A 15,174-nucleotide genomic window follows, 5' to 3' on the forward strand; every position below is an offset into this window, starting at 1 on the left:
GCCCGTCAGGGCTCTATAATCGACAGCGGATTGCGCAGACGGATTTCCGTCGGGGTCACATCGCAATCATAGCACAGGACCTCAACTCCACGGTTCCGGGCCCTCTTGAAGGCAGAGGTATACTCGGGATCAATGTCTTCCGCCAGTCTGAAATGGGTGCAGTCGCCCCGTTGTACAAGGTAGAACATCACGGCCCGGTGGCCCTGGTCGACCATATCCGACAATTCGTTGAGGTGTTTCGCGCCGCGCGCCGTCACCGCATCGGGAAATTCGGCGGCCTCCGGATCAGCCTGGTCCGGGCGGCGCAGGGTTACATTCTTGACCTCGACATAGGTGTTCCTGCCGTCCCGCCCGTACAGCAGAATATCAATACGGCTGTTCTGGCCGTATTTTACTTCCCGTTTCAGGCTTTCAAAATCGGCAAGTTCCGAAATCGCCCCGTCTTCAATTGCTTGAGCGACAATGGCATTCGGACGGCTGGTGTTGATGCCGACAAGGTTGCCGTCCTGGGAGGCGATTTCCCAACGCCAGTCCAGTTTGGCCTTTGGATTGGTATTGGGGGAAAGATAGACCGTCGATCCGCTTTCCTTCAGGCCCATCATGGAACCGGAATTTGCACAATGGGCGGTCACAATCTCCCCATTGTCCAACTCAACGTCGGCCAGAAAGCGCTTATATCGCTTGATCAGCCGTCCTTCGGTCAGCGCCGTATCAAATGTCATGATCTGGCCTAGCTGCTCTCGCGGGCCAGTTTGATCATCTGCTGCATCTGTTCCTTCGAGATTGCCCCCGGCGCCAGACGGTCACCAATGACAAAGGCAGGGGTGCCTTTCAGGCCCAGGGCTGTTGCCATCTGGTGGTTGCGCTGAAGCTGGCTGTCGATTTCCTTTGATTTCATGTCCTCGGCCAACTGGTCGACGTCGAGACCGACAGAGGCCGCGATTTTCATAATGATCTCATCGGAAAGACGCCCGCGGTGCCCCATCAGCGCAACATGGAAATCCATGTATTTGCCTTGTTTCCGCGAGGCCAGTGCCGCGCGGGAGGCAACGATGGATTCTTTGCTGAGGATCGGGAATTCAACAAAAACCACATTCATGTCGTCATTGTTTTTGACCACATCCATGACCGTCGGGAAGACCTTTTTGCAGTAACCGCACTGGTAGTCGAAGAACTCGACGAACAGGACGTCACCGTCCTTGTTGCCCGTCCGGGGAAAGCTGTCGTCTGTCTTGAAGGTCTTCGACATTGCAGTCAGGGATTTCGCAACATCAGCCTGTTTGGCCAGTTCCTGCTGTGCCTGATATTTCTGGATGGCGTCGATCACGACTTCCGGGTTGTTCATCAGGTAATCGTGAATGACCTGTTCCATTTCCTTCTTTTGTGCAGCATCCATGGATGCTGCTTTCGCCGTTGTCGCCATCATGAAGACTGCGGCCAGTACCAGGACGAGGGCGGCCAGTTGCCGTTTCATCAGGTTGGTGGCGGAAATGGAAAGCGCCATATGTTCAAAACCTCTCAAAATAGGATGTCGAAAGCTTGGCTGAATATGGTCGTCTTGCCCTGGAGAGGCAAGTAACGACTGATCGAATTAATGTTATTCGTTGTCGGCACCGTCGTCCGGCTTGCGTGCCTGGAATTCAATGTCCTGGGCGCGAAGCCAGCCGGGGGATCCATTTGGAAGCTGATCCATGGCGCGTTCGGCATAGGTCTTGGCCGTTGGTTTCTTGCCGGTGCGGATCGCCTCTTCCGCCAGGGCCAATGCCGTGTTGGCCTGATCGTCAAGGCGACCGTAGGCGGTGGCCAGCAGGCGCCAGTTAAAGGTCGCCCAGGGCTCGTAACGGACAGCCTCTTTCAGGTCCGCAACCGCTTCTTTCAGGTTTTCGTCGCCGTCCAGTTCGATATAGGCGCGGGCACGTGCCTGATGGATCATCGCGGCCCAGGGCAGGATATTCAGTGCCTTGCCGTAGGTTTTGATCGCGTCTTCCATCCGCCCTGCATCAAACAGTGTGTCGCCCTTAAATTCATAGAAAAAGGGGTCCTTGGGGCTTTCAGCCAATAGGGCGTCTGTGATTTTGAGGGACTCTTCGTATCTGTGCTGTTGCTGCAGGTTGATCGCGCGGGCATAGCGTGCCGGTACGGACTGGTCCGATTTGGGGTAGTAGGTAAGAACCTGGCTCTCCGGCAACAGATAGCCGCGCAGCTTTGCCCGGACCCTGTCATGTAGCAGCTTGTATTCCTCTGGCAGTTTGTTGTCGCTGTATTTCGAGATCTGCACGTGATGCCTGACGAAATTCATACGGCTGTCCGTCAGGGGGTGGCTGCGCGTGTAGGGGTTCTGGTCGGCGGTGTAGAGCGCCTCGTTCCGTTTCAGCTTCTCAAAGAATTCAAGCATGCCGCGCGACGACATTTTTGCTTCGTCAAGGAAAGTGACGGCGGCCTGGTCGGCGGATTGCTCCATCGCGCGGGTGTAGGTGAGGAAACTGCGCTGGCCGATATGCTGGCCCAGAGCCAGGGAGGCTGCCACGGCATCTGCGCGACCGGTAGCAAGTGCCAGCGGGATGCCCAGCAGCATGGTTGCAATTTGCTGGGCCTGTGCACTTTCCCGAATCGTGTCGAACTGGGCCAGATGGCCGCCCGTGATATGGCCGGTTTCATGGGCGATAACGCCGATCACCTGAGAGGCGTCGTCGGCTGCCATGAGCAATCCGGTATGGATGAAAATCCGTTGACCACCGGCGACAAAGGCGTTCAGGCGCGGGTCTTTGATCAGGTGAATACGCACCGTTTGCACGTCCAGACCGGCGGCATTGAAGATCGGCGCGCTATAGTAGCGCACGGCATTTTCTATTTCCGTATCGCGAATAAAGCTTAAATTCCTTGCCTGCGCGGTTGCCCCTGTGGCAAGACCGATAGCCAGCGTGATCAAGGAAAACGTATAAAGAAGACGCATAAAGACATGCCTGATTATAAAACCAATAGCAGTAATCTAGTGTCGCGACGTAAACTTCGCAAATCATTCGCAGCCATTATTCTTGCCGGAGCGGCTTTGGCCGGCTGCAGCAGTGATAGCAGCGACGTGCAGCGAGGAACAATCGGGTATGTCAGTGGCTTCTACGGCGGTGTCGCGGGTGACGAGCCTCATGCCGTTCTGGTGGGCCGCGATGTTCTGACCGCAGGCGGCAATGCGGCGGACGCGGCAGTGGCCATGATTTTTACAATGACAGTAACCTCGCCGGCGAATGTCAGCCTGGCAGGCGGTGGCGCCTGCGTCGTGCATGACGCCAATGTCGGGGTGACCGAGGCGCTGGACTTCATTGGTGGCCCTGGAACCGGGCGGGGCGGCGACCGCCCTACGGCTGTACCTGCCCTGCCACGTGGCATGGTGGCCCTGCATGCGCGCTACGGATCAGTCGACTGGCGTGGACTTGTTGCCAAGGCGGAATCCATGGCGCGCCTTGGGCACCGTATGTCCCGGGCGTCGGCCCGTGAACTGGCACTGGTGGCACGGCCCCTGTTTGCCGACCCGGAGGCGCGGAAGATTTTCCTGAGTCCCAATGGCAAGCCCTACGGCGAAGGCGAGAAGTTCTCGCAGCTGGACCTGGCGGCCATGCTCGGCAAGATCCGGGCGTCGGGTGGCGGCGTTTTCTATGAAGGCGTAACGGCAAGGAATTTGGTGGATGCCGTGCGTCGGGCCGGTGGGTCGCTGACCGTCGAGGACCTCCGGAATTACCGCCCGGTCTGGCGGGAGACCTTGCAGGTGCCGGTTGGCGATGACGTTGCGCATTTCGCGCCGACACCGGCGGGCGGGTTGCTCGGCGCGCAGGCCGCGGCAATGGATTGGTATGACGATCGTTACGAGGATGCTGACGCCGCAGAGCGTGCGCATCTGCAAACGGAAGTACTCAAACGGGCCTATGCGGAACGCCGCCGTTATCTGATGCCGGACTGGACGGTCCGGGGCGATACGGAACAAATGCTGTCCGGCGAGCATATTGAAAAGCTGATGAGCAATTTCAATCCGGACAAGGCGACGTCTGTTCTGGAAATCGGGGCGGCACCGGACGCACAGGAAAACGGTGCGGGCACGGGGATTGTCGTTGTCGACCGCACGGGAATGGCTGTGTCCTGCGAGTTAGGGCTCAACAACATGTTCGGTACGGGCCGGGTGGCACCGGGCACGGGCATGATCCTCGCTGCTGCGCCGAAAGGCGGGACACGCAATTCGCTGAACCTTTCTCCGATGATTGTCGCGAACCCGAATACGTTCAATTTCCGCTATGCGGCGGCGGGCGGCGGGGGCATTGCCCATGCTGCGGCTATGCTGCAGGTCGCCAGCGACGTATTGCTCGGCGGCAAGGCTGTCGACGAGGCAGTTGAAGCGCCTCGCCTGTCCCCTGGGCCGAAACTGGAACGGACCTATGTGGAAGAGGCTGAAAGTGAAGTCATTCAACAGGCCCTGCGGGATCGCGGTCATGCGGTGAAGACGATCAAGCAGATGGCGCGGATCAATGCGATGTATTGTGCATCGGGTTTGCCGGTCGAAGGGGGCGATGATCCTGACTGCGGCATCCGTCAGGACCCGCGATGGCATGGCCTTTCGGTCATCGCGAAGTGATATTTTCGCGTAATCCCGGTGTTGTTGCTTAGTGGTATAGGAAAGTCGGATGAGCCTCAAACTGTCCAAGCGGTCTGAAATCCCGCCGTTCATTGTCATGGAAGTCATGCGGGCCGCGTCCGAGCGCGGCCGCGAAAATAAGGCGGTTTATCATCTGGAAGTCGGCCAGCCGGGTACAACCGCGCCGCGCGGCGTGATCGAGGCGGCAAAAGCTGCTCTGGAAAGTGACAAAATCGGCTATACCGTGGCCATGGGGATTCCGGAACTGCGCGAGGGCATCGCCGGGCACTACAAGCGGGTCTACGACGTTGCGGTGGACCCGGAACGCATTCTGGTGACGACCGGGTCCTCTGCAGGTTTTCTGGTGTCCTTCCTGTCGGCTTTCGACCCCGGCGACCGTGTTGCCCTGGCGGCACCGGGCTATCCCTGCTATCGCCATATTCTGAATGTGCTGGGTGTGGAGCCGGTCTGTCTGCTGAGCGGCCCGGAAGACCGTTATCAACCGACCCCGGCGCTGCTGGAACAGGCAATGAAAGAAGGCCCCATCGATGGTCTGATCGTTGCCAGCCCGTCCAACCCCAGCGGGACGATGCTGGGGACGGAGGAAATGAAAGCCCTTGCGGATTTTTGCGCGAAACATGATATCCGGCTGATTTCCGACGAGATCTATCAGGGCATCAGCTACGGCCATCCCTCGGAGACCATGCTGTCGCATGATCCGAACTGTGTCGTGATCAACAGTTTTTCCAAATATTTCTCTATGACCGGCTGGCGGCTGGGCTGGATGGTCCTGCCGGAGGACATGATGAGGGCCGGGGAGTGCCTCGCCCAGAACCTGTTTATTTCAGCACCGACACTCAGCCAGATCGCGGCGGTGGCAGCCTTCGACTGCTATGACGAACTGGAAGCGAATGTGGCGCGTTACGCGGAAAACCGGGACGTTCTGTTGAATGAGCTGCCCGGGATCGGCTTTGACAAACTGGCGCCGTCGGACGGCGCCTTCTATATCTATGCCGACGTTGGGCATATGACCAATGACAGTCAGGAATTCTGTAGCCTTATCCTGCGCGAGACGGGAGTTGCCGTGACACCGGGCCTTGATTTCGATCCGGATCGGGGCAATCGCACTATGCGCTTTTCCTTCGCGGCGAGCACGGATGATGTGGTTGGTGCGGTCAAGGCATTGAAGGCCTGGAAACGTTAGCTGTTGTCTTCCCGCGCGGCCTTCATCCTGCTGTAGCTTTTGGCAGCCTGCAACGAGAACCAGTAGCCAAGGACGCTGAGGATAATGGCATAGGGCAGGCAGCCGACAATGATGCTGAGCCCGATGTTTTCGATCAGATCCCAGATGAACTTGAAGGACCCTTCAAGGGTCTCCGTCGCGGCCATGTTGGATTCAATATGCTTGGAGAAGGCCTCGAAACTGAACCGCTGGCCGTCGCCGGGCAAAATGAACAGGCCGGTGACATAGAACAGGTAATAAAGCGGTATCATCGTGGCGGCGTTGGAAAGCCATGACCAGGCGATCGCCAGGATCAGACTGAAATTCCACTGGAACTGCCGGGCCAACCACCACAGAATTGCCACGAGCGGCATTTGAATGCCGACGGTCGGTGTCATGCCGATAAACAGACCGATTGCCACGCCCCATGCGATAACCTTGGGCGAGCGCCGCTCCCGGCGCATCGGGACAAAGAGGCGGTAATAGACCAGCCGCGCCATTTTAGAGTCGAACCGATGGCGGTTGCTGCGATGGCGCAGGCGTCCGAACCAGCCGCGCTCTCCCGCTTTATTGTCGTCTTCCTGCGCCAGGGTGGCGTTTTGCTTCTGGTCCTGTGCCGTCATGAGGCTGCCCCTTGTCCGCCATGAAGGTGATGCCGGTAAATACGATATAGGGCATGAAGTAGATAAAAGCTGTAATAGGCGGCAAAAAGCATCATCAAATACTGCACAAAATCATACTGGAACAGACCGGATACACAGTAGACGAAATAGAAGAAATATTTGATACGGATAAAAGTCCAGATCGTGACTTTTTTCTGGTTTGCATAGATTGCCAGCGGAATGAACGACAGATAGCTGCTGGCGAAGAGAACCGCGCCGATCGGGTTGGACCCAAGATGCCAGGTAGCCGCCGCGGCAACAAAGGCAACGCCCGCCTGGTCTGCGGCGATGTCGAGCATCGCGCCGCCTTCGTTGTCGATTTGCATGCGCCGGGCAACCGGCCCGTCCAGTCCATCGAGGACGCAATAGCTGAACAACAGTATTGAAACAGTCAGCCAGTGGTCGAGGACAGGCAGGCTGCTTCCTGCCAGCAACAGCAATACTGCAAATATAGTGATGTGGTAGGGACGAATGCGACAACGGATAAGGGTATCAGACAGGGGGGCGAGAAAGGTATCCCGCCAACTGGCAAATGCTTTCTGCTTTGCGCGTTCCGTTTCGTTGAAATAATCCATCCGGCAATCCACATGCTGGCCAAAACCCAAGGGCCCGCAGGTCTTCTATCTCAAAAGTCGGGATTGCTCAATCGGTGCTGTGTGAAAAGCCGCAAACCGCTTAGGGGACATCGCGTATCGGTGCTGCCGCGGCGGGGTGCTTGTGGGCGGCGCCACTGGAAAGACCGGTCTTTTGGGCTTTCTTTTCAACTGCTTCGCCAAAGGTGCAATAGCCGCTTTGCATCATATGCCACAGCTTCAGCAGGTTTCTTTCGCTGTGGTCGCGCACTGGCGTTTCCGCAAAATGGTGGCGCTGCTGCAAAAAGGCGAACCAGTCTTCGGGGCGTTTTCCGTCCGGCGCGGGCACGCTGCCGACGATGGTCTGGTGGCGCGGGAAATGGGCATCGGAACTTACCGCCAGCCCGACGCCGTCCATTCGGAATTCTTCAGGCAGCCGATAGGTATATTCCACATTACGCTGCAGCTTGGGCGGGCCGGGGACCTTCCCGTCGCGCATGCCGTTTTCCAGAAAATGCAGACTCAGCCCGTTGTGGATTTCAATATAGTCCACATGCTCCTGCATGTTCATGAAGGTTTCGGTGCCCAGCACGTTCGCCATCCCCGTCTTGCCGGGTGTGAACGGGTGCGGGATGATCGTGATGGCACCTGTGTCGGCGCGAAGCTTTGCGAGGTCCGCGACGTTCCAGGAAAAAGGCCGGATAATCCGCAAGGCCTGGCGCAGGGCGTCTTCGCTGCGATAGATGAAGATAACGTCGACGCCTTCCTTGCTGATGGCTTCGACCGCAGGCAGGATTTCCGTCGGCAGGTCGAGGGTGACATCGCGCAGATAAAGATAAGCGTCCAGCGGGTTTTTGTAGGCGTGCTCAGTCGATGCGACGTAATCCACCTTGCTTTCACTCAAATATTTCCGGTGCTTCGCCAAGCGTCGGTCGCGTTTCCAACGCGGCATCCGGTATACATTTGTGTGATAGTGGAGATCGAAGGTTACACGGTTACTTTGCACGGCTGATTCCCAGTCGTTAATGTCGTCGTCGCTACCCGCGCTCATCGGGTAAGTCGCAGCTTACGAGTTGGACACTAACATGAGTGCGAATGAATTGCACGTTCCGTTGCCGAAAATCCAAGATATCCGCGAGCATTGGTATTAAGCCCGGAAAGCCGGGCTGTTCCGGCTATTCCAGGTCGATCATGCCGTCGATGGTAATATCCAGGGCGATACCTGCGACCGTAAGGCGCACCTGTGCCGGTAGCTGGTTGTCGGCCAGTGTGCCGTCTTCAACGGCTTTCCAGACGGCCTTTTCAATTTCGCGCTGCGCGTTCACGCCGATCTTCTTGAGGAATTTTCGGGTGCTCATGTTGAAGACATCTTCATTCATTACGGCCTCCCCATTGCAGTAATACGGCTGTGATTATGCCTCTATGCTACCATTTTTCCGGTGGCTTCATAAGGTTTTTGCAAGACTGTGCGATACTGCCTGCGGTCGGAGCATTGATGGGAGATCTGCAATCCTGCGCGTGAGGCTGCATTGGACAGCTTCTTTATGCGATGCCTGCAGATGAACAGGCCGGTCAGGGTGATTTCCGTTCGACCGCCCGGATGCAGGGCATCATGACAGGACGGAAGCAGGGCGTCACAGTTACCCGTCGTGCACCAGTCATTGTGCAGGAGGATAAGGTCAAATCGGCCATAGTCCGCGACGAGTTGCTGAAAATGGTTGCCGGCGGCGAGGCGATGGAGGTGGATACGCGCTCCGTCGGAAACGGTTGTCTTCCACAGGTCCTCAGCCAGTATTTCCAGGTCTTTTTCCCGCTGCGCAGCGACAATGACATGGCCACCGGGGCCTGCCTGTTCAGACAACTTCCGGATATAGGAGGCCTCGGTTGTCCCCATACATAGGACGGTTGCACCGGTGGAGGCGTTTGGGAGATCGTATTCGGGTTGCCGTTGCCTCATGGCGTTTGAGGAGAAGCATCTGCGGCTTGTGCTGTGAAACATATCTTTGTCTCCGGAAGGCCTAATTTTCGAGTGTATCCTGTTGCTGGTGAAGCTTGAGGATATCGAAGATTTCATTCAGGTTTCTCTCAAGGCGTTCAATGCCATTCGCCAGATCGTTCCCGTAGTATTGTTCGAAGATGCCTACGGTTTGGCGATGATAGGCCATATGGGCGTCGAACCCCTTCTGACCCAGTGGCGTCAGGCGCAGCAAGACCTCCTTGGCGTTGTCTTCCGCCTTATACTTTTCAACCAGGTCTTTTTTTGCCAGCTTGCTGACCATCTGGGAGGCCGCACCTTTTGTGACTTTCATATGCGCAGCCAGCTCGTTGATGTTCAGCTTCTGGACGCGGCCAATGGCGTCGATCGTGTGGATTTCCGATACGGTAAGCGTGTGGCCGGTGTTGAACTCTCTGGGTTTGCTGTCCAACTCCAGCCAAAGATCGACAATGTCGTAAAACTGCTCTGTCAGGCGACAAATCCTGTCAGGGTGGTTATGCGGGTCGGCCTGGGACATTGCTCAATCATCCGATTGGTTGTTTAGCGACTAAACAATATTGTATGCCGTGAAGCAGGTCAATAGGTCAGGCGGGGGCTATGACGTGGCCTCGAATCAGTCTATGGTCCCTGCAAAACAACCCTTGATAATTCTTTTTGGCCCATCGCATTCACGCGTTGGGCTGGTGTGGACGGATGGCGACAGAAAGACAACATGCAGCATTGCCCTATGTCGTTTGCAACGGCGAGGTAGAGGTCCTGCTGATCACCAGCCGGGATACACAGCGCTGGGTCATTCCTAAAGGCTGGCCGAAGAAGAAAATGACCGCTTACGAACTGGCGGCGCTCGAGGCCTATGAAGAGGCGGGGCTGCAAGGCGAGATCGATGAGGTGCCGCTTGGCGACTACCACTATATCAAGCGGCTGAAGGGCGACGAGGAGACCCTTGTGCGTGTCGATGTTTATCCCTTGCTTGTCGAAAGCCAGCTTCTGGACTGGCCAGAGAAGGGGCAGCGCCAATTAAACTGGGTCCGGCCCGAGCAGGCGGCCCGAATGGTGGATGAAAAGGAATTATCATTGCTTTTGAAGGTCTTCAGGGCGGAAAAAGCGAAAAGTCGAAGGGCGGGACTGGTTTCATCTGTCACAAATGCGGTCAAACGCCTGTTGATACGGGCGGTCTAATCGTATAGACGCCCTTCGCAACCGATAGTGATTTAGCAATTGAGTAGTCAGTTATGAGTGTGAACGGACAGTCATCCGGGTCTGGCCGGCCCAACGTTGTAAAGACATCCTTGGAAAAGGACCTCAGCAAGCTGTCGCGAATGGAGGAGGTTGCCCAGAATCTCTCCCGCCGTATGTTGGCGCCGGGGCTTGGGGTGCTGTTCCTGACTGTTGTCGGTGGCTTTGCCAGCATTCAGGTGGGTGCGCAGCCGAACGCGGTCTTCATCATGATCGCCGCAGTGTTCGGGGGCTATATGGCCCTGAATATCGGTGCGAACGACGTGGCGAACAATGTGGGGCCGGCGGTGGGCGCGCGGGCGCTTACCCTGACCGGTGCACTGATTATCGCTGCACTTTTCGAAAGCGCCGGTGCCCTGATCGCAGGCGGCGATGTTGTTTCCACAATATCCAAGGGGATCATCGATCCCAGTATGGTGCCGGACAGTCAGACTTTCATCTGGGCCATGATGGCAGCCTTGCTGTCATCCGCCCTCTGGGTGAACCTGGCGACCTATATCGGCGCGCCGGTTTCCACCACGCATTCGGTTGTCGGTGGCGTCATGGGGGCGGGGATTGCCGCCGTCGGCTTTGGTGCGGTCAACTGGCCCACGATGGGGGCGATTGCGGCAAGCTGGGTCATCTCGCCAATTCTGGGCGGTGTCATTGCAGCCGCCTTCCTGGCGTTCATCAAAACCTTCATCATTTATCAGGACGATAAGATTGCCGCCGCGCGCCGTTGGGTGCCTGTGTTGATCGCAATCATGGCCTCTGCCTTTTCCTGCTATCTGATGATCAAGGGCCTGAAGAAGGTCTGGAAGCCTGACGCGACCACCATCATCGCTATTGGTGTTGCCATTTTCTTTGCCTCCGTTGCGATCCTGCGTCCTTTGATCCGCAAGCAATCGAAGGGGATGGAGAATCGGAATCAGTCGCTTCGGACCCTGTTCCATATTCCGTTGATCTGTTCGGCGGCCCTGCTGTCCTTTGCCCATGGGGCAAACGACGTGGCGAACGCGGTCGGGCCGCTGGCGGCTATCCTGCACAGCGCCCAGTCCGGTGATATCGCAGCCAAGGTGAATATTCCGGTCTGGGTGATGCTGATCGGTGCGATCGGCATCTGTCTCGGGTTGTTCCTCTATGGTCCGCGCCTCATCAAGATGGTGGGGGAACAGATCACCAAGATGAACCCCATGCGCGCCTTCTGTGTCGCCCTGTCGGCAGCGATTACAGTGATCGTTGCCTCCTGGCTGGGCCTGCCGGTGAGTTCTACCCATATTGCCGTGGGCGGTGTCTTTGGTGTCGGGTTCTTCCGTGAGTATTACACCCGCCACAGCAAACGCCGCCGGGCCTATGTGATGAAACATGCCGGTAAGACCAAGAACTGGGCCGAGGACCGCCCGCGCCGGGAAGAACTGCGTCGGCGCAAGCTTGTTCGCCGGTCTCATTTCAGCACAATTATCGCAGCCTGGGTTGTGACGGTTCCGGCCGCAGCCCTTTTGTCTGCTGTCGTCTTCTACGGGCTGAGCCAGCTTCGTTAGGTCGCAAAACACCGGTTTGAAATACGAAACGGCGGCTGAAATTCAGCCGCCGCTTTCGCTGTTGGGGGGATTCTTGACTTAACTGTTATGCCGTTACGCGACGACGATACAGGCTCAGTGCCAGCAGGCCGAGGCCTAACAGACCAAGAGTGGCCGGTGCCGGTACGTTCTGGCCGGTTTCACGACGGATCTTGGCAAGAAGCGTCTTTTCGAAGTCGTTGAAGTCAGCAGATGCAACAGCAAATGCGCCTGTGCCAGCGATGAAGGAGCAGTCTGCGCCGCCACCAACACCCAGGCAGTTCACGACATCCGCACCTTGTGCAATAGCCCATTCTGCGGAGCCCACTACACCGGCGCCGCCATCCGGGTCATGCCCTTGGTTCCAGGCACCATCGGTAGACACGTCAATGATCAGTTTGTCGAAGCTCAGGCCGGATAACATGGCATCCTGGAAGGCTGCGTAAATCCCACAGGATATGCAAGTCACACCACCAAACTGACCCTGGCTACCAAAGGTATTGGCGATTGTGCCTTTGTTGCCGCCATTAACGGTGGTCATGGTTTGGAAAACGCTCGCTGATGTAGCGAACTGCGTCCCGGAAATCGCGATTGAACTGTCTGTTGGGATGGCAGCGTTGATCGCGTTTTTGTATCCCTGCATCTGCAGTGACCATTCGCTGGAGTTGATGCTACCGGAACCGTCAACTACCAAAGCCAAGCCGATCACACCGGCATTGGCCTGTCCGATAAAGGCTGCTACGGCCAATGCACCGGCTGTCAGCAATCCTTTCATGAGCTTGAGTTTCATATCTGGTCCTCCTACCGCTCAAAACTTTGATTTTGTTAGGTGTCTACTTAAGAAGCAAGTGATATGCCAGATAAAGTAAAGTTTTGATTTTTTGAGCTAATTTGAAATTTTCAAACTTTGGCGTGAGTGGAGTTTGTAAAACCTGTCGACAATATTCATGGCTGTTTCCTAAATAGAGAAACAACTAAAGGTTTATTTGTTATTGCGGCGATTACTGTCAGACAAAAAAAGAAGGCACCTCTGAATGAGATGCCTTCCGTCTCTTGATGGTATCCGGCTTTGCTATGCGGACATGCGGCGGCGATAGAAAGCGAGACCAAACAGTCCAAGGCCCAACAAGGCGAGCGTGCCGGGAGCAGAAACGTCCTGGCCGGTTTCGCGGCGAATTTTGCGGATCAGGGCGCTTTCAAAGGCGTCGAAGTTGTCTGCTGTGACGGAGAAAGCACCAACGCCTGCGATGAAGGAACAATCAGCACTGTTGCCGATACCCAGGCAGTTGACGACATCAACCAGGCCGTCCACGGCCCATTCTGCGGTGCCAACCGTGCTTGCATCGCCATCCGGATCGACACCGGCGTTCCAGTCGCCGTCTGTGGAAATGTCGAAAATCAGCTTGTCGAACTGCAGGCCGGAAGCCATGGCGTCATTGTAGGCGGCGCGAATGCCGCATGAAACGCAAGTGCCACTGTTCATTTGGCCCTGGGTACCAAAGTTGTCAGCAATCGTGCCGCGATTGCCACCGTCGACAATGGTCATGTTTTGGAAAACAGATGCGCTTGAGGAAAATTGCGTTCCAGAGATTGCAACTGTGCTGTCGGTCGGGATTGCAGCATTAATGGCATTTTTATAACCCTGCATCTGCAAACTCCAGCTGGAGCTGTTGATGCTGCCTGAGCCGTCGACGATCAGAGCCAGCCCGATAACGCCGGCACTTGCCTGACCTATAAATGCACCAACAGTAATGATACCTGCTGCAACGACACCCTTGAATAGGGAAAACTTCATTTGAAAGACCTCCTGTTAAACTCTTGATTGTGGTTAGGGTACCGACAGTCGTTAAAGCAGTATGTGTGCCAAGTTAGCAAACTATTGATATGATTGGAGGATAGGCGGAAAAACAGTGTTGGGTTGTATGCCGGTGTAAAAAATATCGACAATTTTAGATAATTTTTATAGAGGGTAGCCGCGACCCTATAAAGGGAGCGTTTTTCTGGGAAGGAGGGGCGCAATGCCGATGTATGATTTCGGGACCGCTGGGTAAAGAAGAACGGCGACCTGTATAGGTCGCCGTTCCAGGGCCATATTGCAGACCGGTTGGTTTATGCGGCGTTGATTAGAAGCTGTTGGGGTTTCTTACGGCGGTAGAAGGCCACTACTGCGAGGCCGAGGCCAAGCAATGCCAACCCTGCGGGGGCCGGGACGTTCTGTCCTGTTTCGCGACGAATCTTCGCCAGAAGGGCTGTTTCGAAAGCGTTGAAGTCCGCAGCGGCAACCATGAAGGCACCGTCGCCTGCGACGAAGCTGCAGTCAGCACTGCCGCCGACGCCCAGGCAGTTAACCTGGTCTACTCCATTGGCGACCGCCCAGTTTGCGGAACCAATGCCGTTTCCGTCAGGGTCGTTCCCGCGGTTCCACTGGCCATCTGTGGAGACGTCGATGATCAGCTTGTCATAGCTGAAGCCACCGAAGAAGGCTGCGATCTGCGAGTTCTGATAGGCGGAATAGATTGCGCAGGAAATGCAGGTGGAAGACCCGATGAACGGGCGCGATTCGCTTTGGAAATTATCCGCGATGCTGCCACGGTTGGCGCCGGTGACAACGGTCATGGATTGGAACACGCTTGCAGTGCGCCCGAATTTCGTGCCGGAGATTGCGTCCGACCCGTCTGTCGGGAACGCCGCGTTGATTGCATTGTGATAACCCTGCATCTGCAAGGACCATTCCGAGTTGCTGATGCTGTTTGAGCCATCAACAACCAATGCCAGACCGATCACGCCGGCACTTGCTTGTCCGACGAAAGCTGCTGTCGCCAGTACGCCAGCCGCAACAAGGCCTTTCAGATATTTCATTCTCATTGCTTGCCTCCAGATTTCCAATCTCAGTTCATGCCTGCGGCAGGACAGGATTAGGAATTAAATAATGTTTATGAATCCATCTGCGCAACTTATGTACCAATTATGGAAAGTATTTGTTTGGATTAGAAAAGTTGGATATTTGAGAGGTGTGAGAGATGCTGCCCTGTAAGAGAATTCGATAAATGCTAATATATTAAAAGTTGAATATAGAAAAATGCTTAGCTTAATAATTGTATTTTGGGGCACGGTGACATCAGGACCGAAAAAATAAGGCCGCTCAACCTGTCGAAGGGAGCGGCCTTATTGATGTCTGGTGGCGGATCAGGGATTTGAACCCCGGACACATGGATTATGATTCCACTGCTCTAACCACTGAGCTAATCCGCCGTTGCGGGCTGGTATTTACGGGGCGGAAGGCTGTCTGTCAAGCAAGTGTTTACAAAAAAATGAATGGTTATTGTCAGC

16 protein-coding genes and 1 tRNA gene are annotated in these 15,174 nt (G+C 56.0%); 4 read left to right on the top strand and 13 right to left on the bottom strand.

The genetic code is table 11. The features are described 5' to 3' along the window. Positions 1–5: 5 nt before the first annotated feature. The 3 genes from sfsA to IF205_RS08785 all read right to left on the bottom strand — a co-directional run bounded on the left by sfsA (position 6) and on the right by IF205_RS08785 (position 2,953). Positions 6–722 carry a DNA/RNA nuclease SfsA gene (gene sfsA / locus IF205_RS08775; protein WP_259782915.1) on the bottom strand — a complete coding sequence of 239 codons (717 nt, stop codon included), beginning with the start codon at positions 720–722 and terminating at the stop codon, positions 6–8. An 8-nt stretch (positions 723–730) separates the two neighbouring features. Beyond that, positions 731–1,504 (bottom strand): DsbA family protein, encoded by a 774-nt coding sequence (locus IF205_RS08780; RefSeq protein WP_259782916.1) that lies wholly within the window; start codon positions 1,502–1,504, stop codon positions 731–733. 93 nt (positions 1,505–1,597) lie between these two features. Next, positions 1,598–2,953 carry a M48 family metalloprotease gene (locus tag IF205_RS08785; protein ID WP_259782917.1) on the bottom strand — a complete coding sequence of 452 codons (1,356 nt, stop codon included), beginning with the start codon at positions 2,951–2,953 and terminating at the stop codon, positions 1,598–1,600. 39 nt (positions 2,954–2,992) lie between these two features. Between IF205_RS08785 and IF205_RS08790 the strand changes: the two genes are divergently transcribed. Continuing rightward, the gene (locus tag IF205_RS08790; RefSeq protein ID WP_259782918.1) at positions 2,993–4,618 is read left to right on the top strand and encodes a gamma-glutamyltransferase; all 1,626 of its coding nucleotides are present in this window, start codon (positions 2,993–2,995) and stop codon (positions 4,616–4,618) included. Between the two features lie 49 nt (positions 4,619–4,667). Next, positions 4,668–5,822 (top strand): pyridoxal phosphate-dependent aminotransferase, encoded by a 1,155-nt coding sequence (locus IF205_RS08795; RefSeq protein WP_259782919.1) that lies wholly within the window; start codon positions 4,668–4,670, stop codon positions 5,820–5,822. On the opposite strand, the gene IF205_RS08800 is transcribed toward IF205_RS08795, so the two are convergent. From IF205_RS08800 to IF205_RS08825, 6 genes are all read right to left on the bottom strand, one after another. Next, entirely contained in the window at positions 5,819–6,463 is a 645-nt protein-coding gene (locus IF205_RS08800; RefSeq protein WP_259782920.1) for a DUF2062 domain-containing protein, read from the bottom strand. The two genes, IF205_RS08795 and IF205_RS08800, sit on opposite strands and share 4 nt — an antisense overlap. After that, on the bottom strand, positions 6,460–7,077 hold the full coding sequence (locus IF205_RS08805) for a CDP-alcohol phosphatidyltransferase family protein (RefSeq protein ID WP_259782921.1): 618 nt from the start codon (positions 7,075–7,077) through the stop codon (positions 6,460–6,462). Before IF205_RS08805 ends, IF205_RS08800 begins: the two co-directional genes overlap by 4 nt. A 100-nt stretch (positions 7,078–7,177) precedes the next feature. Next, on the bottom strand, positions 7,178–8,125 hold the full coding sequence (locus IF205_RS08810; RefSeq protein WP_259782922.1) for a hypothetical protein: 948 nt from the start codon (positions 8,123–8,125) through the stop codon (positions 7,178–7,180). Positions 8,126–8,249: 124 nt separating this feature from the next. Further along, complete coding sequence (locus IF205_RS08815) at positions 8,250–8,453, bottom strand: DUF6494 family protein (RefSeq protein ID WP_259782923.1); 204 nt, start codon at positions 8,451–8,453, stop codon at positions 8,250–8,252. A 41-nt stretch (positions 8,454–8,494) separates the two neighbouring features. After that, positions 8,495–9,073 (bottom strand): hypothetical protein, encoded by a 579-nt coding sequence (locus tag IF205_RS08820; RefSeq protein ID WP_259782924.1) that lies wholly within the window; start codon positions 9,071–9,073, stop codon positions 8,495–8,497. A 19-nt stretch (positions 9,074–9,092) separates the two neighbouring features. Then, positions 9,093–9,587, bottom strand: coding sequence for a MarR family winged helix-turn-helix transcriptional regulator (locus IF205_RS08825; RefSeq protein ID WP_259782925.1), 495 nt, complete (start codon positions 9,585–9,587; stop codon positions 9,093–9,095). A 176-nt stretch (positions 9,588–9,763) separates the two neighbouring features. Here IF205_RS08825 and IF205_RS08830 point away from each other — a divergent pair, with 176 nt between their 5' ends. Next, a complete protein-coding gene (locus tag IF205_RS08830; RefSeq protein WP_259782926.1) occupies positions 9,764–10,249 on the top strand; it encodes an NUDIX hydrolase in 486 nt (161 codons plus the stop codon). 53 nt (positions 10,250–10,302) lie between these two features. Next, entirely contained in the window at positions 10,303–11,826 is a 1,524-nt protein-coding gene (locus IF205_RS08835) for an inorganic phosphate transporter (protein WP_259782927.1), read from the top strand. A gap of 85 nt (positions 11,827–11,911) precedes the next feature. On the opposite strand, the gene IF205_RS08840 is transcribed toward IF205_RS08835, so the two are convergent. The 4 genes from IF205_RS08840 to IF205_RS08855 form a co-directional block, all read right to left on the bottom strand. After that, positions 11,912–12,634, bottom strand: a complete 723-nt coding sequence (locus IF205_RS08840) for a DUF1194 domain-containing protein (protein ID WP_259782928.1) — start codon at positions 12,632–12,634, stop codon at positions 11,912–11,914. Between the two features lie 282 nt (positions 12,635–12,916). Then, complete coding sequence (locus IF205_RS08845) at positions 12,917–13,639, bottom strand: DUF1194 domain-containing protein (RefSeq protein WP_259782929.1); 723 nt, start codon at positions 13,637–13,639, stop codon at positions 12,917–12,919. A 314-nt stretch (positions 13,640–13,953) separates the two neighbouring features. Further along, on the bottom strand, positions 13,954–14,709 hold the full coding sequence (locus tag IF205_RS08850) for a DUF1194 domain-containing protein (protein ID WP_259782930.1): 756 nt from the start codon (positions 14,707–14,709) through the stop codon (positions 13,954–13,956). Between the two features lie 311 nt (positions 14,710–15,020). Beyond that, positions 15,021–15,096: transfer RNA gene (locus tag IF205_RS08855), tRNA-Met, on the bottom strand. Positions 15,097–15,174: the final 78 nt, after the last annotated feature.

Source organism: Aestuariispira ectoiniformans, assembly GCF_025136295.1.
GTDB lineage: Bacteria > Pseudomonadota > Alphaproteobacteria > UBA8366 > Aestuariispiraceae > Aestuariispira_A > Aestuariispira_A ectoiniformans.